At 39.9% G+C, this 23495-nt stretch carries 11 protein-coding genes and 1 tRNA gene; 9 read left to right on the forward strand and 3 right to left on the reverse strand.

Features of this window, described 5'->3' with window-relative positions; all coding sequences use genetic code 11:
- Positions 1–27: 27 nt before the first annotated feature.
- From QZ738_RS01870 to QZ738_RS01905, 8 genes are all read left to right on the forward strand, one after another.
- Positions 28–990 carry an SDR family NAD(P)-dependent oxidoreductase gene (locus tag QZ738_RS01870; protein WP_293783709.1) on the forward strand — a complete coding sequence of 321 codons (963 nt, stop codon included), beginning with the start codon at positions 28–30 and terminating at the stop codon, positions 988–990.
- Positions 990–2291, forward strand: coding sequence for an HAD-IB family phosphatase (locus QZ738_RS01875; protein WP_293783712.1), 1302 nt, complete (start codon positions 990–992; stop codon positions 2289–2291). Before QZ738_RS01870 ends, QZ738_RS01875 begins: the two co-directional genes overlap by 1 nt.
- An 804-nt stretch (positions 2292–3095) precedes the next feature.
- Positions 3096–7121, forward strand: a complete 4026-nt coding sequence (locus QZ738_RS01880; RefSeq protein ID WP_293783715.1) for a two-component regulator propeller domain-containing protein — start codon at positions 3096–3098, stop codon at positions 7119–7121.
- Positions 7122–8222: 1101 nt separating this feature from the next.
- A complete protein-coding gene (locus QZ738_RS01885; RefSeq protein ID WP_293744562.1) occupies positions 8223–11405 on the forward strand; it encodes a TonB-dependent receptor in 3183 nt (1060 codons plus the stop codon).
- A gap of 5 nt (positions 11406–11410) precedes the next feature.
- Entirely contained in the window at positions 11411–13408 is a 1998-nt protein-coding gene (locus QZ738_RS01890; protein WP_293783718.1) for a RagB/SusD family nutrient uptake outer membrane protein, read from the forward strand.
- A gap of 29 nt (positions 13409–13437) precedes the next feature.
- On the forward strand, positions 13438–14637 hold the full coding sequence (locus tag QZ738_RS01895) for a DUF5000 domain-containing lipoprotein (protein WP_293783721.1): 1200 nt from the start codon (positions 13438–13440) through the stop codon (positions 14635–14637).
- 53 nt (positions 14638–14690) lie between these two features.
- The gene (locus QZ738_RS01900; protein WP_293783724.1) at positions 14691–15890 is read left to right on the forward strand and encodes a DUF4998 domain-containing protein; all 1200 of its coding nucleotides are present in this window, start codon (positions 14691–14693) and stop codon (positions 15888–15890) included.
- A 426-nt stretch (positions 15891–16316) separates the two neighbouring features.
- The gene (locus QZ738_RS01905; protein ID WP_293783727.1) at positions 16317–16616 is read left to right on the forward strand and encodes a hypothetical protein; all 300 of its coding nucleotides are present in this window, start codon (positions 16317–16319) and stop codon (positions 16614–16616) included.
- 174 nt (positions 16617–16790) lie between these two features.
- Here the strand turns inward: QZ738_RS01905 and galB are convergent, their stop codons facing one another.
- A complete protein-coding gene (gene galB, locus QZ738_RS01910) occupies positions 16791–19256 on the reverse strand; it encodes a beta-galactosidase GalB (RefSeq protein ID WP_293783730.1) in 2466 nt (821 codons plus the stop codon).
- A 307-nt stretch (positions 19257–19563) separates the two neighbouring features.
- Between galB and QZ738_RS01915 the strand changes: the two genes are divergently transcribed.
- Positions 19564–22236 carry an alpha-L-rhamnosidase gene (locus QZ738_RS01915; RefSeq protein WP_293783733.1) on the forward strand — a complete coding sequence of 891 codons (2673 nt, stop codon included), beginning with the start codon at positions 19564–19566 and terminating at the stop codon, positions 22234–22236.
- 138 nt (positions 22237–22374) lie between these two features.
- Here QZ738_RS01915 and QZ738_RS01920 read toward each other — a convergent pair whose 3' ends face one another.
- Entirely contained in the window at positions 22375–22965 is a 591-nt protein-coding gene (locus QZ738_RS01920) for a hypothetical protein (protein WP_293783736.1), read from the reverse strand.
- Positions 22966–23300: 335 nt separating this feature from the next.
- Positions 23301–23374 (reverse strand) — tRNA-Ala (locus QZ738_RS01925).
- Between the last annotated feature and the right edge of the window lie 121 nt (positions 23375–23495).

Genomic DNA, 23495 nt, shown 5'->3' on the forward strand with positions numbered 1-23495 from the left:
TTCCACATATAGCCCGAAAAAAATAAAATGATACTGGTAACCGGAGGAACTGGATTTTTAGGATCTGAATTAATTAAGCAGTTAACCGATAAGGGTTTAGGTGTCAGGGCACTCAAGCGGGAGAAATCTAAAATCCCTGCTTTAATTGAAAATATTACTTCGGTTGAATGGTTTGATGCCGATCTCAATGAACCTGCTGCTTTAGAAGATGCTTTTACCGGGATTACCAAAGTTTACCACTGCGCTGCATTCATATCCTTCAACCCGAAAGATAAAAAACAGCTTTTTCATGTAAATATAGAAGGCACATCGAACATGGTTAACCTTTGTGCCGAAAATAACTGCAGGTTATTGCATGTTAGTTCAGTTGCTGCACTGGGCAATGCAAAAAAAGGACATAAAATTACCGAAACAGATTTTTGGGAATATGATGCAAAAGCACATGCTTATGGTTTATCTAAATACGAAGGAGAAATGGAGGTTTGGCGGGGTATTTCTGAAGGATTAGATGCCATTATTGTTAACCCCTCTGTAATTATTGGTAAAAATGCGGGATTCGAAGGGAGCGGAGCAATTTTTAAATTGGTAAAAGACGGTTTTCCGTTTTACACCAATGGTGCTTCGGGTTTTGTGGATGTTGAAGATGTGGCCAAAGCGATGATCCTGTTAATGGATACCGAAATTTCCGGAGAGCGGTATATCATTTCTGCAAATGATTACCATTATAAAGAGCTCTTCAGTGAAATTGCACAGGGATTTGGGGTGAAAGCGCCAACAAAAGAAGCAAAGCCCTGGATGCTCGGAATAGCCTGGAGGGCGCTAAAATTTGTGTCTGTATTTACGGGTAAACAGCCTTCCATCACCAGAGATGCGGCGAAAAGCAGTTTAACCTTAAGCTATTACAGTAACCAGAAAGTAAAAACAGCAACAGGCATTAGCTTTAAGCCGGTTGCCGAAAGCATAAAAGAAATTACCCAACATTTAAGATAATGCCCAAACAGAAAGCCTATTACATCATTGATTTTGATAGTACCTTTACACAGGTAGAAGCCCTTGATGAACTTGCCCGAATTTCGCTAAAGAACCACCCTGATAAAGAGGCGATTTTCCAAAAAATTGAAGACTATACCAATTTTGCCATGGAAGGGAAACTTTCCTTTTCCGAAAGTTTGGCACAGCGTGTTAAACTGCTTGAGGCAAATGAAGATCATTTAAAACAGCTCATTAAACATTTAAAAAAGAAAGTATCTACTTCTTTTTCGCGTAATGCCGAGTTTTTCAAGAAACATGCAGATGAAGTGCTGATTGTTTCCGGCGGTTTTAAGGAGTTTATTACCCCGGTAGTAAGTCAATACCACATTAAAAAGGAAAACATTTATGCCAATACCTTTGTAACCACCGGTGATGGCAAAATCATAGATTACGATCATGCCAATCCGTTAAGTGAAGAGGGGGGGAAAGTAAAATTGCTCCAGCACTTAAAACTTGAAGGCGAGCTATTTGGTATAGGTGATGGTTATTCCGATTTTCAGCTGCGCGAAAGCGGTATCATCAATAAATTTTTTGCCTTTACTGAAAATATTGCCCGTGAAAGTATTGTTTCTAAAGCAGACCACGTCACACCCAGTTTCGACGAGTTTCTGTACGTAAATAATCTGCCGCGTGCCATTTCATATCCTAAAAATAGAATCCTCTGCCTGGTCATTGGTGAAGTTGATCCCTTAACCATTTCTATCCTTAAAAATGATGGCCTATCCATTAGACATAAAACCTCTTTTGAGGATAAATATGTAAAAGATGTAGGAATCATCGTTTTAGCTGATGGTGAAAAAATAAGTAAAGAGCAATTGAAAAGTGCTGCTAAACTGAAAACCATTGGCTATTTAGGGAATGCAAAAAATAAAATAGATCTCAATTTGTGTACTACACAAGGTATTGTGGTTTTTGATGACCCTAAAAACAACCCACGTAATATTAGTTTTATCCCGAAACGGGTTGCAGATTTTATGAACACCGGTGCAACCTATTTAAGCAGTAATTTTCCTAATCTGCAGTTGCCAAAAATTGATAAATCGCACCGTTTAATTCATATTCATAAAAATGTTCCGGGTATCATGGCGAAAATTAATACCGTTTTTGCCAAACACCATATTAACATCGTGAGCCAGTTTTTAATGACTAATCCTGAAATTGGCTACGCCATTACCGATATCAATACCGAATACGATAAACAATTGTTTAAATCGCTTAAAAAGATCGAGCAAACGATAAAGTTTAGGGTGCTTTATTAAAAAGTATCTGGTTTCGTCATGCTGATCCGATAGCGATCGGATTTATTTCAGCATCTATTAATTATTGTCATTCTGAGGGATAATTTATTGGATAAAAATCAATATGAATGACGTATACATTTCTTTTTTTGCCCCAGGGCTAAGCCTTGCCTCGGCTACCGATGAAAAATCGGTACAGGTCCGCCGCCGCCGAAGGGCTCTTTCTTTTTGATGTCAAAAAGAAACAAAAAACACCGGCTGAAAATTTTTCTTTAAAAGCCAGTAATAGGGCTTGGTCGGTGGAGTCCGAAAAATTTGTTAGGCCGGACTTAAGTAGAACAGAGACCCAGTGCGAAGGCCTTGTTGGATGGAAATGCATATTTCATAAGTGACTAATTATCAAATAACTAAAAATTAACGTCAATGGTACTTCCGCCCGGCCGGTCGGACGGGTGTTTCAGATTCTTTTACGCAAGACGAATTTCCCTTTGACTATGGCCCAGTCGAAATGTTGATTCTATTACTGAAATATCGGTCGGTATTTTTTCCTTGGAAATATAACTGCAAACCACACATTGATTGGTTAAAAAAAATGAAAGCAAAATAAATTAAACGTTATCATAACATTTAATTTAAAAATACTAACTTAGTATAAACAATGCAGTGCTTAATGCAATCATTGTAACTAACCAAATTCATACGTCTAACCAGGAGAGGATCATGGATTCTCATGGAATTTAAGTTTAATAAATCAACTATACTGATATGCAGTCTATCCCGATGAATACCAAAAGTCAGATTCATTTTCAAGAAAACTGACCAATTATGCCAAAATCCCTGTTGTTATTATTCTTTTTGTTATTTATAACCGGGCGTACTAGAGCCGATCAATATAATGAGCGCCTGTTTGATATCAATGAAGGACTTTCCAATAATTCGGTAAGGTGTATATTTCAGGATCATTACGGTTTTATGTGGTTTGGTACTTACGATGGACTGAACCGTTATGACGGGACTGTTGTTAAAGTGTTTCGAAACCGGCTTAAAGACGATCATTCAATCCCTCACAACTATATTTATTGCCTTGCAGAAGATGCAGAAAACAACATATGGGTTGGTACAGGTCAAGGCGCGGCCATATATAACGCCAAAAGTGGAAAATTTGCAACTGCTTACTACCTGTCAAACAAAGGAGATAAACCGTACAAATTAACGATTGCGGTGAACACAATAGTCCGTGACTCAAAAGGTAATTTATTTATTGGCACCAATGGAGCCGGATTGTTTTATAAGGGCAAAAACGATAAATACCCCTGCCAAATATACAAGAGCGATAAAAACCAGCCACTCATCAATGCGAATATAACCAGTATAGCAGAGGGGGAGCAGAACAATATCTGGATTATGGTAAACGGGGTGGGACTCTACCATTTTGATGCAAAACAAAAAAAACTGGTTTTGATAAACGCCGAAACTAAGCTTACCAATTGTATGCTGGCAAAGGAAGATTATTTATGGGTTGGAACCAGGGAAGGCCTATATCGATATTCGGTTATTTACAGCAACAAAGCCCCAAAGGTGTCACCCGGAAAAAAGCTTGCCAACGGCAACATATTCTCACTCCTGCAAAATCCTGGATATAAACTCTGGATAGGAACGGAAGGCCGGGGTTTGTCTATTTTGGATTTAAAGACCTCACAAATTACTCAAACTAAACTCATACAGCATAGCGCTAACAATACCAGCGGCGAAACTATACCCTGTATGTATAGCGATAAGGATAACCGTAAATGGATTGCCAGATTAAATGGAGGCGTTGTGATTCTTGATAGCACCAAAAAGCACTTTCAGACATTTAAAAATAACCCACTAATCCAAAACAGCCTGATCCACGATTATGTTTCCTGCCTGGCAGAGAAAGTTAATGGCGACATTTGGGTTGGAACAGATGGAGGTGGAATGAGCCTGTACTCTACAAAAGCAAATATTTTTACCCATTTCAGGCACGATCCAGGCAAACAAAATTCCTTAAGCAATAACATCGTTACGAGTATATTAATAGACAAAAAAGGTAATACCTGGATCAGCACCTTTGGTGGAGGTATTAACAGGTATGATGAGCATACGAAATCTTTTAAGAGGTATCACTGCATTAACGACAGAGGCCCGGAAAGCAATTATATCTGGCTTATTTACCAGGACCATCAAGATATGATCTGGGCAACTGCGGTTGTTGATGGCGGCATATACAAATTAAATGCTCAAAGTGATCAGTTTGAACTCTTTGATGCGAGCCTTTCCGACCTTAACACCATTAAAGAGGATTCTTTTCGGCAGCTTTGGGCGGGTACTTCAAATAATCTGGTAAAGATTGATAAACAAACGAAAAAACATATTTATTATCCTTTAGGCAAGCCGGTTAGGTCGATATTCGAAGATCGGAATAGAAACCTTTGGGTGGGAACTGAAGGCGGTGGCCTGATCCTGTTCGACAGGATAAAGGGTAAAATCAAGGAACAGTTTTCCGATGAGGAAGGTTTGTGCAACAATTCGGTGCTTAACATTCTTCAAGATGGCGATGGGTATCTTTGGCTCAGCACTTACAACGGTTTGTCCAGGTTTGATCCGGTACGTAAAACATTCAGTAATTATTACAGTGAAAATGGCCTTTCGAGCAACCAATTCTCTTGCAATGCGGCTTTGCACCTGAAATCCGGTGAGATGGCATTCGGCAGCGTTAAAGGTTTTACACTCTTTAGCCCTAAAACCTTTGCTTCAGATCAGGCTAACCTCCCTCCTCCATATCTGTCATCAGTGTATGTAAATAACCGATTTATTGATGCAACCGATAAATTGGTGGATCAAACCCGGCGGGAACGGATTTACGAATTAACTGTACCCTATAATGATGCAGTTTTATCGCTCACTTTCTCTGCCATTGATTTTACCGACAGAGGCAAAATTAAATTCGCATATCGTTTAGAGGGGGGGAATAACGGATGGATGGAAACTACAGCATCAACCCCTGTTACATTTCTCCGGCTAACAGATGGCAAATACATACTGCACGTTAAGCGCAATGATTACGTTGGCGGATGGGGAACAGAACATCGCCTGCTGATTATTAACGTACTTCCCCCCTGGTACCGTAGCTGGCTGGCCTATCTTTGCTATGCAATTCTTGGCTCCGCCATGATCTACGCTTACAATGGTTACAGAGTGCGACAGGCAAACCTGAGTTACGAAATCAAAACAGCCCAGATGAATGCACAAAAGGAAAAAGAACTGAACGAGAAAAAGTTTGCTTTCTTTACCAATGTCTCGCACGAGTTTAGAACACCGCTAACACTGATCATCAATCCTTTAAAAGATTACATACAACATCATCCTGCTTCTGGCAGCAAGGGTGGGCTGGATCTTGTTTACCAAAATGCAAAACGCCTGCTGAAACTGGTAGACCAGTTACTGCTATTTCGAAAAGTTGGCGGGGAAAGCGAAGATTTAAGAATCTCAAAAATCCCTTTTTCCGAAATATGCAGAGAAGTTTATGTTGGTTTCTCCGGCCAGGCCGCATTAAAAAACTTAAATTATGATTTTGTATGCCCCGATACGCACATTGAGCTATATGCCGATAGGGAAAAGATCCAGGCAATCCTTTACAACCTCATTTCAAACGCCATAAAATTTACCAAGCCTAATGGCGAAATTAACATACAGTTGTGGGAAACAGAAAATTCAGTAGAACTGAGTATAAAAGACAACGGGATCGGTATCGACAGCCATGTTAAAGATAAACTGTTCGATCGGTTTTATCAGGTAGGAGACGATAATTCTGCATCAGGATTCGGTATCGGCCTGTATCTTGTAAAGCAATTTATGGATCAGCACGATGCATTAATTTCTTATGAGAGCGGCGCCGGAAATGGCACGACATTCTTTCTGTCTTTCAAAAAAGGTAAAAGTCATTTTGGTAATCTTCCCGTTTATGAAGATGTTTCTTCAGAAACTTTTCAAAGCGAAGATCAGGTAAAACCAGAACCGCCCACATTAAAAACAGACCCAAATCTATTGCTAAGCACACAAGACCTTATCTTAATCGTTGAAGATAATGAAGGTATCCGCGAATATATTCAGGGCATATTCAAGAACGACCACCTTGTTATTACCGCCTCCAGCGGAAAAGAGGGGCTTGAACAGGCCGTCCAACATTTGCCTGATGTCATCATCAGTGATATTATGATGGAGGATGGGAATGGACTAGAGCTATGCAGCGCCATTAAAAATAATCCCACACTTGGCCACATACCAGTGATTTTATTAACGGCATTGTCTGATGCTGAAAATCGCTTAAAGGGCACGCAATGTGGTGCGGACGACTATATTACCAAACCTTTTGAAAAGGAATTATTATTGGCAAGGGTAAATGCTTTGCTTGAAAACCGAACCAAACTTCAACAATATTTTTATAACGAAATCACCTTCAAAAAACAAAATTTCAAAATCTCACCTGAGTATCGCGAGTTTTTATCAAAATGCATTAAAATCATAGAGCAGAATATCGGCGATGAATCTTTTAACATAAAAAAGTTTTCGCAGGAAATTGGCATGAGCCATTCCGGCTTATACCGCAAGGTAAAATCTGTTTCGGGCCAATCAATTGCAGGCTTTATTCGCTTCATCCGACTCAGAAAATCTGCCGAACTTATGGTCGAATCCAATTATAGCATTAAAGAAATCGCCTGGGAAGTAGGCATCAACGATATCAAATATTTCCGTAAACAATTTAGCGCATTATTCGGAATGAATCCGTCTGATTATATTAAAACCTATCGAAATAAGCCTAAAAAATAAAATATCGAAAGTGTTATTCCGCTAACGATTGCTATCGGCGAATATTATAAAATTGCTCCGTTTCTCAAATCCAACCTGATGCAAGCTTAGGGTTTCTCCCACTACCCTACCATTGACTGCCCCTTAAAAATGGCGTCGTTATGAAGTGAAATGACGATGCATGTCTGCAACAGACAGGCTATCTTTCACGGGGATGACCTTACCGTAAAGTTGCTTTTGCGAAAAAGCGGCACAGCTTGCCGCCTGGAAAAATCTTCCTGCGACGAATACACCCTGGAGAGGTTTACATCCATAAACGTTATCATTATTTGTACTGATATTATCCTGCAAATTGCTTCTTGCACCGGCAATGTTTGCGCGAACAGCCTAACCACTATATCATACTACCTTTAACCTCCCCAGCCAGCAAACAGATACATTCCTTATGGGAGGTTAAAGTACCTGTAATCTGTAGCCTCATAGCTAATGATCAAAACTCAAATCGGTCGATCTTGGATTCGTGTAAAGCCCATAAGCCTTCCACTCTAACAACTAATTTTAAAAAAACAGAAAAGATTAAAGTACATTTTTTCAAGATTATTTTTACCTAAATGATCGCCGTTTCAGGACCGCAAAAAAACTTAAACCATGCAAACCTGAACCCAAAATCGGGTTTATTAAAAAAGCCATTATAAAAAGCGCTTTAAATAGGCTCAGAAGCAAAAATTGGCGATTTACACCCTCTTATTTGACCGATTTATTCCCTCGCCAAACATCATGTCGTGCTAGCTTAGTCGTTCATAAAATGATTATAAACCAAATTTAACTGAATCCTTTTATTAGCAAATACCACGGTAGGAAAATTCAATAGTGCTTTACCTATTCGTTGGGATTAACCGGCTGTATGCAGATCTTAAAACCTTTGTCAGAAATACAGCCATTTAACCAGATATAAAAAAATACCGGCGCGAACCAAACAGACTAGTGATCGTGATATTCTGGTTTGCAATCTATAAAAAACCAAATTATGAACCCTTTAAAAGCCCATGTATGAAAAGATAATGTATCGCTAATCTTCAATGACCCCAAATCATAATTATTAAACTCCAAACAGCACAATATATGACTAACCAAACTTTACAAAAAAAAATTATTCCTAAAATCCTATTGCTATTTCTACTGATTGCTCCGTACATCAGCTTTGCGCAAAACAATGAAATTACTGTTAAGGGTAAGGTCAGTTCTGATACCACTACTATTGTTGGCGTAACCGTACAATTAAAAAATTCGAAAAGAGCAGTTTCTACGGATGTCGAAGGGAAATATTCCATAAAAGTACCTTCAGATGGTGTCCTTGTTTTCACTTATACCGGTTTCGAAAAGCAGGAAGTCCCGATCAACGGCCGTCCCGTTATTAACGTGATTCTAAAATCAAGTGAAAATACGCTGAACCAGGTTGTCATAACCGGCTTTGGCGGTTCACAAAAAAAGGCGAGTGCAGTAAGTTCCATTACCACCGTTGATGTAAAGGAATTAAAAGGGCCAACTGGCAACCTAACCAATACACTTGCAGGCCGTATACCAGGTATGATTTCATTCCAAAGAAGCGGAGAACCAGGTCTTGGAACCAACAATTCTACTTTCTACATCCGTGGTTTATCAACTTTTGGTACAGGTAAACAAGATCCGTTGATCCTGATTGATGGTGTGGAATCCTCTGCGGTAGATATGGCTCGCTTACAACCTGATGATATTGCTAACTTTTCCGTGTTGAAAGACGCTGCTGCTGCATCGGTGTATGGTGCACGTGGCGCGAATGGCGTAGTATTGATCAATACCCGTTCGGGAAAAGCCGGAGCTGCTCAATTTTATTTTCAAAACCAAACCCGGTTATCAACCAATACCAAGAATTTTAAACTGGCAGATAATATCACCTACATGGAATTAGCCAATGAAGCTGCGCTGACGAGATCACCATTAGGTATTCAACCTTATTCTCAAAATAAGATAGAACATACACGTGCTGGTGATGATCCCTATTTGTACCCAAACAATAACTGGATTGATCAGCTTATCAAAAAGGCCACACTTAACCAAAGCTACAATGTGAATGTAAATGGCGGTACAGAACGCGCACGCTATTATGTAGCAGGTACTTACAATTTAGATAATGGAGTTCTTAAGGTTGACCCCATTAATAATTTTAACAGTAATATCAAGCTACGGAATTATTCCCTCAGGACCAATATCAACCTAAACCTGACAAATACCACTGAGTTAATTATACGTACCTATGCACAGTTTGATGATTACAATGGTCCAATTGGTGGAGGGGCCGGTACATTCAACAGGGCGCTTTGGTCAAATCCCGTTATGTTTCCTGCGGTTTATCCACAATCTAAGCTGCCATACATTGAACACCCTCTTTTTGGCTCGGCACAGGTGGTAAATTCTGGCGGCATTACTACTACCTTGTATTCCAACCCCTATGCAGAAATGGTTAAAGGTTATTCTGTATACAAAACCTCCAACATTCAGCCACAACTTGAGTTACTGCAAAATTTAAACGGCATCTTACCGGGTTTAAATTTTAGGGCAATGGGTTACTTGCGGAGATACTCCTATTATACAGTAAACCGGAACTATAATCCCTTTTACTATACTGCAGTAATTGATCCTACCACACAACAATACAGCCTCTCTCCATTAAATGATGGAGGACCAACGTCTATTGGCACAGTGGGTACCGAGTACCTTGGATACAATGAAGGCGAAAAAAATGTAGACTCCAGAATGTGGATTGAGGGCACGCTGAACTATAACCACACGTTCAAAAAACATACAGTAGGCGCTTCTTTAATATCAGTTTTATCTAGCTACGAAACAGGTAATGCCGGAAGCGTTACAACATCGCTTCCACAACGCAACCAAACGCTTTCAGGCCGTTTTTCTTATGGTTTTGATAACCGCTACCTGGCAGAGTTTAATTTCGGATACAATGGATCAGAACGATTTGCTAAAAATAACCGTTTTGGTTTCTTCCCGTCAGCAGGTATTGGGTACCGCATATCCAACGAAAAGTTTTTTGCCCCATTAAAAAGTTGGATTGATGACTTAAAAATAAGGGCTACTTACGGTTTAGTGGGGAATGACCAGATCGGAAACATCAATGATCGTTTTTTCTATTTATCAAATGTTAACCTAAATGATGCAGCCTATGGCGCTTCTTTCGGTAAAAACGATGGTGTGGCTGTTTACAATCGTCCGGGTATTTCTATTTCCAGATACCAGAATAATGACATTACCTGGGAGAAATCAAGATCACTTAACTTAGGTATGGACCTGAGGATGTTTCGGGATTTCAACCTGACGCTAGAGGTCTACAAACAATGGCGTTCGCAAATACTTTTGCCAAAATCGTCTGTTGAATCAGCAGCCGGTTTTGCTGCTACGCCATCTTCTAACTATGGCAAGGCTGAAACACAGGGTATAGATCTGGCATTGAATTATAACCATCAGTTATCCAGTAAAATATGGGTTAACCCTCGTGCAACATTAACTTACGCCACAAGTAAATTGAAAGTTACTGATGAGATCCGGTATCCATCCAACATCGCTTATCTATCGCAGGTTAACCAATCACTTTCGCAAACATGGGGGCTGATAGCTGAACGTTTGTTCATTGACAAGGCCGAGGTGAATAACTCGCCAGTTCAGTTTGGCGACAATAGCCTAATGGGTGGTGATATCAAATATAAAGATGTTAATAAAGATGGGATAATTAACGACGATGACATGGTACCAATTGGTTATCCCCAACAGCCCGAGATTATTTATGGCTTTGGTGCTACCACAGGCATAGGGAGATTTGACTTCAGCTTTTATTTTCAGGGATCTGCCCGCTCCTCATTTTTTATTAATCCCGCGAACATTCAGCCGTTTTTTATCAATGGAGGTGCCCAAAATAACTTGTTACAGGTTATAGCCGACAACTACTGGTCTGAGAGCAATCAAAATCCTTATGCATTTTGGCCTAGATTTAGCACAGGGCGTGTAGACAATAACAACATGGTCTCGACTTGGTGGATGCGCAATGGAAATTTCTTGAGGTTGAAAAGCTTAGATTTTGGTTATACGATTCCTAGTATAGAAAAACTCAGACTTAAAAGTACCCGGATATATTTTTCAGCGAGCAACCTCTTTGTCTTAAGTAATTTCAAACTTTGGGATGTTGAAATGGGTGGAAATGGTCTTAACTATCCCGTTCAGTCGGTATATAGTATGGGGGTTCAATTCAATTTTTAAATATCATGATGAAATCAATTACACATTTTATACACAATCAAACATTGAACAGACAGCCTAAAAAAGGTAAGAATTCAATCTTATTACTTACCGCGCTGGTGATGTTGGTTTTAGGTTCCTGCAAGAAATACCTTGACGTTGTTCCGGATAATATCTCCACTATTGATAATGCTTTTAAGCTTCGCGTTGAGGCTGAAAAGTTTCTGTTTACCTGTTATTCATATTTACCGAAAAATGGAGACGGCTGGTATAACGCGGCACTTACTTCAGCAGATGAGATATGGTATCCGCAGGCAGAGCAAAATACCTGGCATCCTGCATTCCGCATCGCTCAAGGACAACAAAATGCGTCTACCCCTTACTTCGACGAATGGGGAGGAAATCTGAAAGGTAATTACGGTTCAAATGATTACTTAAAAATATGGACCGGAATTCGAAACTGTAATATCTTTTTGGAAAATGTAAAGGATTTAAGTAAAGTTCCTGATTTAACGGCTGCTGAGCGTTCGAGATGGATTGGAGAGGCCATGTTTTTAAAAGCTTACTACCATTTTTACATGCTTAGAATGTACGGGCCTATTCCTATAATGAACACCAATGTTCCTGTAGACGCCGATTTAGAAAGTTCATACGTAAAAAGAATGCCGGTTGATGCCTGCGTAAACGCGATTTCCGGATGGCTTGATACCGCAGCCACGTTGGTACCAGACCGGATTATCAATGAAAATACCGAATTGGGACGCATCACCAAGCCTATTGCACTTTCCATTAAAGCACGGCTGTGGGTAATGGCGGCAAGTCCGCTATTTAACGGGAATCCAGATTATGCAGGATTTAAAGATAAGGATGGTGTTGCCTTGTTTAACCCTACTTATGACGCCAGCAAATGGGTAAAAGCCCGTGATGCTGCAAAGGCGGCAGTTGAATCAGCAGAAGCAAATGGTTTTGCCTTGTACAAATATACTAACGATATCTATAACCTCAGTGATGCCACCAAAACGCAGCTGAGTATACGCAATGCCGTAACCCAACGATGGGGAAGTGAATGCGTGTGGGGAAACTCACAGTCGTATTTCGTTAATGAAGCTTTATGTATGCCACCTACAGAACGTGGAACAAATACGAGCCGCTTCCAGTTACAGGGTGCGTGGTCTCCTCCGATTAAAATCGTAAAACTATTTTATACCTCACATGGTGTACCTATCGAAGAAGACAAAAGCTTAAACTTTTCAGGTTACGAACAGCTAAGAACCGGAACCAATGCCGAACGCTATCAAATTGAGCCCGGCTTTGTAACAGCACGATTAAATTTTGATCGCGAACCACGTTTTTATGCTGATTTAGGTTTTGATGGCGGCATCTGGTATATGAAAGACGGAAATGCAACAAGCAGTGATTTGTCCACATTTTACCTTAAAGCCAAAAATAGCCAAAGTGCGGGCTTCGGTTCGGTTACGTACTGGAGCGAAACCGGATACTTTGTTAAAAAACTGGTAAGTTGGGAGTCAACCACCAATGGACAGTCTGCACCGGTGTGGCGTCAGTATCCATGGCCGGAAGTTCGTTTGGCTGATTTATACCTGCTGTATGCGGAAGCAGAAAATGAGGTTTCAGGTGGGTCTGCCACTGCAATTAATTATGTAGATCGTGTACGTGCCCGTGCAGGTTTAGCCGGAGTTGTTAGTTCCTGGACAACCTATTCAAGTAATCCTTCCAAATACACTACTCAGGCAGGCCTTCGTAGCATCATACATCGCGAGAGGACTATAGAACTGATGTTTGAAGGACAACGGTTATGGGATCTGAAACGATGGAAAGAAGCTGGAGAAGAGCTTAATAAAGACATTACCGGTTGGAATATCCAGGGTAACAGTGACAATACATACTATCGGGAACGGAATATATTTACCCAGCGTTTTATAACTCCCCGCGATTATTTCTGGCCTATCGGTAATTATGATACCAGACGAAACCCTCGTTTGGTAGAAAATCCTGGATGGTAAACAATTATAAACTTACAAGTTTTAAAATTATGAAGATTTTAGAAAAGCTATTTGCACTCATTTCAATATCAGTTTTAACCTTAACGTCGTGTACTAAAGAGGAAGGACTCAATGAACCTTTGACGAATGACCCCACTGTCCCTGCTAAAGTTACTGATGTAACGGTAAAAAACGGCAATGGTAATGCAACCATTACCTATGCATTGCGCAAAGATCCGGTTTTGCTTTATGTAAAAGCAGTTTATAAAACCGCTAACGGTACAGAATTCGAAACAAAATCGTCGTCTTATAACAATACTATTTTTGTAGAAGGATTTGCCGATACACTGGAACACGAGGTTAAACTTTATTCAGTAAGCAGATCTAATGTAGTTTCCGAACCAGTTACGGTAAAAGTTAAACCCCTAATATCTCCTATTTGGCTGGCATACAAGAGCTTATCCATACAAAATGCATTTGGAGGGTACAACCTAAGCGCTGTAAACACTCCTAAAGCAAACATTGCTATCATCGTGATCAAAAAAAATGTTTTCAATGAATACGAAGCAGACCGGGATAAAAGTGTGTATTCAAATGCGGATACCATCTTATCGAAGGTTAGAGGTCTTGATACCACGCTTTATCGCCTTGGTTTTTATGTACAAGATAGATGGGGTAATAAGACAGACACACTCTACTCAAATGTAAGGCCGCTATACGAGACACAACTGTCCAAATCAAAATTTACGGCCTATGTATTACCTGGAGATGCTGCCCAGGTGACGAACGGCGCAGCCTTGCAATACATGTGGGATGACCGTTTAGGTTGGCCCTGGACAAGCTTTACCAGCCAGTCTAGTGGAACAGAACCACACATGGTAACCTTTAGTCTTGGTGTCACCGCCAAACTGAGTCGAATATGGATCAGGCCATATCCGGAAGGTAACCTTTGGTATTATCTCTCTACGATGAAACGTTTTGAAATTTATGGGGCCACAAATCCATCGCTAAGTGGTGCACTCGACAATACCTGGACATTGTTAGGTTCCTATACGGTTAAAAAACCATCTGGACTACCGTATGGAAATGATAATGGTACTGACCAGACTACAGCGGCAGCTGGCTTTAACTGGGAACTAAATCTTTCCGCGCCAAAGGTTAGATATCTCCGAATCCGCTGTCTGGAAAACTTTGCTGGAGGTACCAATCAAAGTATCAACGAAATCAGTGTGTTTGGAGACAACCGTTAAACAATACGATGCGAAGTTAAGGACAGACTAAATTCAATTAAATAACGAATGAGATGAAAATAAAAAGTATTAATATTTTAATGGGTTTCCTTTTGGCTGTGACAATGGGAAGTTGTTCCAAATGGGACGACTACAAGCGATATACGGAAAATGGAGAAACGCTTTATCCAGGTAAACTGGACTCCGCTAAAGTGCTTAGCGGACGTCTTAGGGTAAAAATCACAGGGCTTTTACCTGCTGATCCTAAAATAACTAAATGTAAAATTACATGGAATGATGGCAGGGATTCGGTATTTTTTGACATCAACAAATCTGGCAAGATAGACACCTTGTCAAAAATTATTACGGTTACCGAGGGATTGCAGAACTTTAAGATCCAAACTTATGATGAGAAAGGTAATGTTTCTGTACTAACAACGACAAGTGGCACCGCCTACGGCCCAAAATATGAAAGTGGCCTGATAAACAGACCTGTAGGCAATGCAGAGCTTTTAAGCAACGGAAATGTACGGATTACCTGGGGTATCTTCGATACCACAACCGGAGCCGTTGGTACATGGGTAAAATATACCAAATCCACGAATTCGGTTGATTCTGTGTTTGTCCCAATTAGTGAGTCGGAGACATTGCTGGCCAATTTTAAGTCGGGCACCTCACTGACTTTGCGTACCCAATACCGTCCAAACAAAACCACGATAGATGATTTTTATTCAGCCAAACAAACGGTTAATGTAATGTACGATGTGACAGCTTCCTACTTTGTTAACTTTGGCGTTGATTTTCAAAATTCCGACGGTGGCAACAATCGTTGGCAAACTCCAGCAGGCTGGATTACAACGGCTGATGTGAGAAATACAGGTAACGATATCGGCGGACTTGATGCCGGCAATTGGCTACCTTATAAAGCCTTGTCCATGGAAGCAGGTTGGGGCTTACCCGCTATAGATAATGGAAAAATATATCAACGTTTTACCTTACCTGCCGGAAAGTACGTCTTTGTGGTAACTGCCGGTGATTGCTCAAGTGGCGGCACTAAATATATAACCGTTGCTCAGGGAAATGAGCTGCCTGATATCAATAACGTGTCTTCATCTGCCATCACTTATAAAAGCATAGATAAGCTTACGGATAACAGGTTGGATTTCGAACTCTCAGCTTCTACCCAGGTAAGTTTGGGCCTACAGGCTAAATTACCGGATAATGGTACTTTTCTGAAAGTTTATCAAGTAAAACTATTGTATAGTGCACCTTAGATATTTTAAGTATAAACTAACAGCTCTTTTAACTCCTTAGTGTTTACTTTGGTGAATACTGAATATTTAAAGTGTATTTAAATAAATTAACCTCAATCATTACCCTTTCATCCTGAATACTTGGGTGAAAGGGTTTTTTCTGTAAATGCCAGTTATCCGAAAACCGCGTCCCGCCCTGGCGTTGTAACAGCGACAGGCCACTTTGCAGATCTATAAGCCGACGACCACCTCTTGATTAATAGCATTACCTCCAAAAGCCATAATTAGGGCCCTATCCTGCACTACTTTTCTAACACTGATCAGTAAGCCTTCCAACTAAGCTCAACTGTATATTGAACAGTGTTCTACCATCTGTTATTTTTTGTTAAATATGAGCCAAAATTTCGCAAATCGCTTTTTTTTCCTCATTTTAAATAAAAAAAAGACATGGCAAAAAACTTTTTGGCTGCAATGCTATTGGTGGTGATATTCGGCTGTAAAAAAAATGGTGATGATGATATTACCGCCTATCGTTGGAAGCGAGATCTGTACAGGGCGCGGGTTCATAGCGATGGGCCTGCAGTATTTAATTCAAAAGATCCGAATGTTTCCATGAATCAAGATGCCATCTTTTTGAGCTCAAGCATGGTTATCTTAACAGAACACCGAAAAAATATACAACAAGACAGTATTTACAATGCCAGTGGAAGAACCCAGATTTATAAGTACGAGAAAGTTGGGGAGTAATTTTTAGTAGCTATGGGTTCAACGTAAAAGTCCCGGCAATTGCCAGGACTTCTATTTTTTTCATCACTTTACAAAGGTAGTGCTTGTAGCTGATTATTATGGCTAATCATTTTGGTTCGCCGATTACGCGTTAAGCCGTTGATGTACGCTTACTAACATCTCTAAGTTTAATTCTTATTTGGTCTCAATCGGTAATACCGCAGCTTTTAAACCTTTAGCAGAAACACTTAGATTTAATTTTCCAGCTTGCTCTGTTGATTGAACGGTAATGACCAGTTTACCTTTGAAAGCCTTCATTTTTGGCAGGTGAAACAATTCCAAACTGGTCGGATCGCCATTGGCCACAGCTTTATATGTTCCGTTTCCGGTAACTTTAAAAGCTAAGCTATTATCTGCGTCAGGGCATACGGTACCATTGGCATCTACCACACTTGCCGTAATATAAGCCAGATCCTTTCCATCAGCCTTCAAAGTCTTACGATCTGAATCCAAAACAATATGATGCGGCTTGCCTGCTGTTTTAACGCTTTGTTCGGCAACAGGTTTACCATTTTCGTCGTAAGCAATCACCTTGATTTCTCCGGGTTCGTATTTTACATTGTTCCACATTAACCGATACCTGCTGGTACTCGTCGCTTTATTTTTGCTTTGCCTGCCCTGGCTTTTGTTGTTAACAAACAATTCTGCCGATGGATAATTGGTATAGGCAAACACCGGGGTAACCTGTCCCTCGCGACCAGGGAAAGTCCAGTGTGGCACAATATGCAGGGTGGGTTTTTCAGGATTCCATTTGCTCCTGTAAAGGTAAAAACGATCCTTCGGGATACCTGCCAGATCAATAATCCCAAAATAGGAGCTGTGCGACGGCCATTTTTCATCATAAGGCGTAGGTTCTCCCAAATAATCAAAACCTGTCCAAACAAATTCGCCGATTACATATTTCAGTGAATCCTGCATCATAAACTCGTCGTCAGGAATCTGCGACCAGTTACAATATTCCAGATCATATGATGAACTTTGATTGTCATCGTACATTTTCATTTTCTGCGGCACTACAGGGAATTTATACACCCCTCTGGAGCTAACGGTAGAGGCAGTTTCAGATCCTAAAATCATTCCTTGCGGCAAGCGTTTGTACGCCTCGCCATACCAGAATGGTTTATAATTAAAGCCTGGAATATCCAACACCGAGGCAAAATTATTGTCCAGCCCGTCTTTTATCCTGTCCATACCCGCAGTTACCGGCCGGGTTGGATCTTCACGGTGGCATATATCCTGTAAAAACTTTAAAATCTTGCCACCCTCTTTCGTCGATTGATCGGGCACTTCGTTTCCGATACTCCACATCACCACAGAAGGATTGTTTCTGTTGGCATGGATCATATTTACGATGTCTTTTTCGGCCCACTCATCAAAAAGGTGACTGTACCCATTAGTCACTTTCGGTGCCTTCCATTCATCAAAAGACTCTACCATGAGCATAAATCCCATTTCGTCGCATAATTTTACCAGCTCGGGCGCAGGCATATTGTGCGAAGTCCTGATGGCATCGCAACCCATATCTTTTAATAATACAAGCTGCCTACGCAGGGCAGCAACATTAATGGCGGCTCCAAGTGGACCTAAATCGTGGTGGTTGCAAACACCTTTAAATTTGCGGTAAACACCATTTAGCGAGAAACCTTTTTCAGCTTCGTATTTAATGGAACGGATACCAAAAGTGGTGGTATATTCATCTTTCAAACTGTTTCCTGCATATAGTTTTGTTACGGCAGCATATAGGTTTGGCGTTTCCGGCGACCATAGTTCAGGTTTTCTAACTATCAAATCCTGCTCAAACTCGTTCAAATCACCTTCATTCAAGGTTTTGGTTGCTGAGGCTACCGTTTCACCTTTTGCATTTTTTATAGTGGTTTGCAGGCTCAAACCAGAATAGTTTCCGCTTATTGAATTGACCTGAGTTTTTATTTTCACACGCGCAAAATCTTTATTGATTATGGGGGTGGTGATATAAGTGCCCCAAACCGGAATGCTTATGTCGTCGGTAATGATAATATGCACATTCCGGTATAAACCCGCGCCAGGATACCAGCGAGAGGCTTCAGGCAAATTTTCCAGGCCGATGGCGAGTGTATTTTTGCCAACTTTCATTTTGTCGGTGATATCAATTGAAAAAGAATTATAGCCATACGCCCAGTGTCCAACAGCCTCTCCGTTTAAGAACACTTTTGGGTAACTCATGGCACCATCAATTAGTATTACTGCTTTTTTACCTTTTGTAAAAGCAGGTGCAACAAAAGTATTGCGGTACCAGGCCTTGCCAACAAAAGGCAAACCACCTGTTCTTCCTGTTTTTAATGATGCCGTTTGCTCGCCATTTTGTACAATCTGTACGTTCTGGCTATCGTTGTTGCCATCAAATGGGCCTTTTATGGCCCAATCATGCGGTATACATACCGTTTCCCACTTGTTGTCATCAAAAGCAGGATTTACGGCTTCAGGAAAATCACCTTTGCTAAACTTCCAGTTTCTTTCCAGCAGGTATTCTGTCCTGCCCTGTCCTTGTACTGTTCCACAGAACAGCACAGCTAATAATAAAATGGATAAACCCCGATATAACGTTATTTTAATTGCATTCATCCTCAAATCTAAATGTTAAAACAGTGCTCAACAACTTAGGGAATGAACAGGTTAAAATAAGCCAATAAATGGTTTAATTTTAATTGGTTTGCTTCAGTGGCCTGATTCATTTCAGATTAATAATCAAAATTTTACACTAAGCAAAACATTAAACAGAACTTGTTTTGGACTATAATTACCGATATTGAGCAGCAAAAAATACAGGTAAACAGTAAAGGACAGTTGGGGCACTAATTTTAATTATTATTGGACTCAATAAATAGCGAAACGTTTTGTTTGCCTGTTATTCTTTATTATCTAGTTCCATATGTACGTAACCAAATCAACTTTATTAAACCAATTCTTTGTTTTTATACTGCTTTTTTCGGGCGCTCAATCGGTAAAGGCAACTGAAATTATCAAGTTAAAATGCGAACATTTAATTAATCCCATTGGCATTGACATTCCAAATCCACGCCTATCGTGGATAATGGACGATGACCGTAAAGGTGCACTACAGAAGGCTTATCGAATTACAGTTGGTACCGATTCTTTACAGCTTAAAGGCAAAACAAATATACAATGGGATACGGATCAGGTAAATTCAGGCAACAATTTAGCTACCTATAAAGGCAGGCCATTAATGCCATTCACCAAATATTTCTGGAAAGTAGATGTTTTAGATCAAAATGATAAGCTCATCTCATCAAAAATCTTAAGTTTTGAAACGGGCATGATGGGTGCTGAAAACTGGAAAGGAACCTGGATTAGCGACGGAAATGATATCAATACCCGCCCGGCACCATATTTTAGAAATGTATTTGAATCTGCAAAGCAGATAAAATCTGCTAGGGTCTATATGGTAGCTGCAGGTTTATATGAGCTCTATTTGAACGGAAAAAAAGTTGGCAATCACCGCTTAGACCCCATGTACACGCGTTTTGACAGAAAAAATCTATATGTTACTTATGATGTAACATCCAACATCATGCAGGGTAAAAATGCCATTGGCGTTATTCTGGGAAATGGTTGGTATAACCACCAGGCCATGGCCGTTTGGAATTTTGATAAAGCACCCTGGAGGGCCAGACCGGCATTTTGCTTAAATTTAAGAATTACCTATACCGATGGTACAATTGAGACCATCACCTCCGGAAGTACCTGGAAAACCAGTTTAGGGCCAATCATTTCTAATAATATTTATACTGCCGAACATTATGATGCGAGACTGGAGCAAAAAGGGTGGAATAAAGTTGATTTTGATGATGCAAAATGGCATGGAATAAACCTAAGGGCGGCCCCATCAAAAAATATTGTTGCCCAAACCATGCATCCTATCCGTAATGTGGAGGAAATAAAAGCCAAAAGCCTGCGTAAGTTTAATGACACCGTTTACCTGTATGATTTGGGAAGGAACATTGCCGGAGTGAGTAAAATAAAGGTTTCAGGCAAAAAAGGTACTGTGATTAAACTTAAACATGCAGAGCGCTTATCTGCAAACGGTCGGGCAAACTTATCCAACATTGATGTTTATTACCGCCCTAAAGATGATACCGACCCTTTCCAAACCGATATTGTTATACTAAATGGAAATGGCGAAGAAGAATTTATGCCTTTGTTTAATTATAAAGGCTTTCAATACGTAGAAATTACCTCAAGTGAGCCTATTAAGTTAGAAAAGACAAGCTTAGTGGCTTATTTTATGCATAGCGATGTACCCGCTATTGGAGAAATAGCTTCTTCAAATCCGCTGATTGATAAAATTTGGTGGGCAACGAACAATTCTTATTTATCGAATTTATTTGGCCTCCCTACTGACTGTCCGCAAAGAGAAAAAAATGGCTGGACCGGAGATGGACACTTTGCCGTAGAAACCGGCTTGTATAATTTTGATGCTTTAACTGTTTACGAAAAATGGTTAGGTGACCACCGTGATGAACAACAACCAAATGGCGTTTTGCCCGATATTATTCCTACCAGCGGATGGGGCTACGGCACAGCTAATGGAACCGACTGGACCAGTACCATTGCCATTGTTCCATGGAATATTTATATGTTTTACGGTGATCCAAAAACACTGGCTGATAATTATAACCACATCAAACAGTATGTTGATTATGTAAACAGCATCAGTAAAGATGGTTTAACTACCTTTGGACGGGGAGATTGGGTGCCTGTCAAATCTACTTCCAACTTAGAATATACCTCATCCGTTTATTTTTATGTGGATGCTGATATTTTAGCTAAAACCGCTAAATTATTTGATAAGCAAAATGATTATCTCATTTATAGTGCCCTGGCTAATAAGATTAAAAAAGCCATTAACAGTAAGTATTTTGATGCGGAAAAAGTTAGCTATGGTTCGGGCGTACAAACGGAACTGAGCATGGCTTTGCAATGGAATATTGTAGAAGATCAATACCGGTTGAAATTGGCCGAAAACCTGGCTAAACGTGTTGCGGCTGATGGCATGCATATTGATGTAGGCGTTTTGGGCGCTAAAGCTGTTTTGAATGCCTTAAGTGATAACGGGCAGGCAGAAACAGCCTATAAACTGGCTGCACAAGACACTTACCCGGGTTGGGGCTGGTGGATCGCCAATGGTGCAACAACGCTTCATGAAAACTGGGATATGCAGGCTACCAGGGATATTTCTGATAACCACATGATGTTTGGCGAAATTGGTGGATGGTTTTTTAAAGGAATAGGTGGAATAAAAATTGATGAGCAGCAACCTGGTTTTAAAAACATTTTATTGCAACCACACTTTGTTGAAGGATTAACACATTTTACAGTGAGCCATGAGAGTCCATATGGCACCATTCTATCCTCATGGAAAAGAAATGCAAAGGGTATTAAATACGAGGTAAAAATCCCGGCCAATTCAAGCGCCAGTATCACCATTCCGGACATAGCAGGCAAGAAAGCTTACTTAAATGGAAAAGTGGTTAACAATAGGCTCAATAGGCCAGCCGGCAGTTACGTTTTTGAAATCAGATAATAAAATGTTGGCTTTATTTGATGTACATGAAATAACATCTACATGCAAATCTTTTTTTAATGATATTTCAATCTGTGATTCTGATAAAAAAACCATCTAAAACTTTCGCTACAGATGGCTAGTTTAATTAGGGCAAAATTATTTGGTTAGCGCCAGTATCTTTTCGTGTTCAGCTTCTATCAATTGACTGTAGAACTTCCAGTCGATATTCGGATTTCTCATTGCAGCCACTGATATCGTTTTCGTTTTATCTTTCTGATTGGCAACATACATTTTTTTAAAATCTCTCAAGGTCACTCTCATTCCGCGGAGAATTGCAAAAAATCTGCGATCATATAACACAATTTTATTCTTATTTCTTTTACCAGACCTATATTCATCATTGGATGCGTCGCTATAGGCTTTCTGAAGTTTATCAAGAACTTTTAGCCTGTCGCTGATGTTTTTCAACGACTCTTCCGAGAGCTCCATGTCTTTAATACCAACAATCTCTTTTTCATCAGTCAAGACCGTAACACCTTCAATATTTATTTCGTGCTTACCCTCTCTAGAAAACAAGTAGACAGAAGGAGGCAGATTATCTATATCAAACGAATCGAGTTTCAACAGGTTTTTATTGAAATTTATACGGGTAGCCGATAACATGTCGGAAGACAATGGCTTAACAATTTGAGCTTTAGCGCTATTCATTAATAATGATAACACAATGATTTTAAGAGCGTTGTTCATGAAAACAAAATTACTCTTAATTATTTTTTAAAGTTCACTTAACAAAAATAAATCTTTGATATTTATCAACAAACTGCCTTGAAACAGCTAATTAGCACATTTTAATAATGTAACAAAAACCAAGATAATCGTATTACTTATATGACGTTTTTAGAAACTTTTGGTTTACCTATTATATCCTTACCTCAACTTCGGATTTGATATCCGAATTGGCTTAGACAATAGTATGAATTCAGGCACCGGAACTCAATTACTTTTTCCAAGTGTAGTGCATCAGTTTCAGGTTTATTAGAAACAAAAAAGCCGATTTAACTTAATAAATCGGCTTTTAAGGGTGGAGAATATCGGATTCGAACCGATCACCTCTTCACTGCCAGCGAAGCGCTCTAGCCAAATGAGCTAATCCCCCAAATTTTGAATGTTCAACAACCAAAGTAAGAATGATCAAATCGATTATTGAGAATAAGCTTCCAGCTCGAGCAGCAAAAATAGCAAATACTTTCTCGAATACAAATGATAAATTAAAATTT

The sequence above is a fragment of the uncultured Pedobacter sp. genome, assembly GCF_913776295.1.
In the GTDB taxonomy this organism is placed as follows: domain Bacteria; phylum Bacteroidota; class Bacteroidia; order Sphingobacteriales; family Sphingobacteriaceae; genus Pedobacter.

Coding starts and splice junctions, on each gene's coding strand:
- QZ738_RS01870 (WP_293783709.1), top strand. CDS start 28: ATGATACTGGTAACCGGAGGAACTGGATTTTTAGGATCTGAATTAATT.
- QZ738_RS01875 (WP_293783712.1), top strand. CDS start 990: ATGCCCAAACAGAAAGCCTATTACATCATTGATTTTGATAGTACCTTT.
- QZ738_RS01880 (WP_293783715.1), top strand. CDS start 3,096: ATGCCAAAATCCCTGTTGTTATTATTCTTTTTGTTATTTATAACCGGG.
- QZ738_RS01885 (WP_293744562.1), top strand. CDS start 8,223: ATGACTAACCAAACTTTACAAAAAAAAATTATTCCTAAAATCCTATTG.
- QZ738_RS01890 (WP_293783718.1), top strand. CDS start 11,411: ATGATGAAATCAATTACACATTTTATACACAATCAAACATTGAACAGA.
- QZ738_RS01895 (WP_293783721.1), top strand. CDS start 13,438: ATGAAGATTTTAGAAAAGCTATTTGCACTCATTTCAATATCAGTTTTA.
- QZ738_RS01900 (WP_293783724.1), top strand. CDS start 14,691: ATGAAAATAAAAAGTATTAATATTTTAATGGGTTTCCTTTTGGCTGTG.
- QZ738_RS01905 (WP_293783727.1), top strand. CDS start 16,317: ATGGCAAAAAACTTTTTGGCTGCAATGCTATTGGTGGTGATATTCGGC.
- galB (WP_293783730.1), bottom strand. CDS start 19,256: ATGAATGCAATTAAAATAACGTTATATCGGGGTTTATCCATTTTATTA.
- QZ738_RS01915 (WP_293783733.1), top strand. CDS start 19,564: ATGTACGTAACCAAATCAACTTTATTAAACCAATTCTTTGTTTTTATA.
- QZ738_RS01920 (WP_293783736.1), bottom strand. CDS start 22,965: ATGAACAACGCTCTTAAAATCATTGTGTTATCATTATTAATGAATAGC.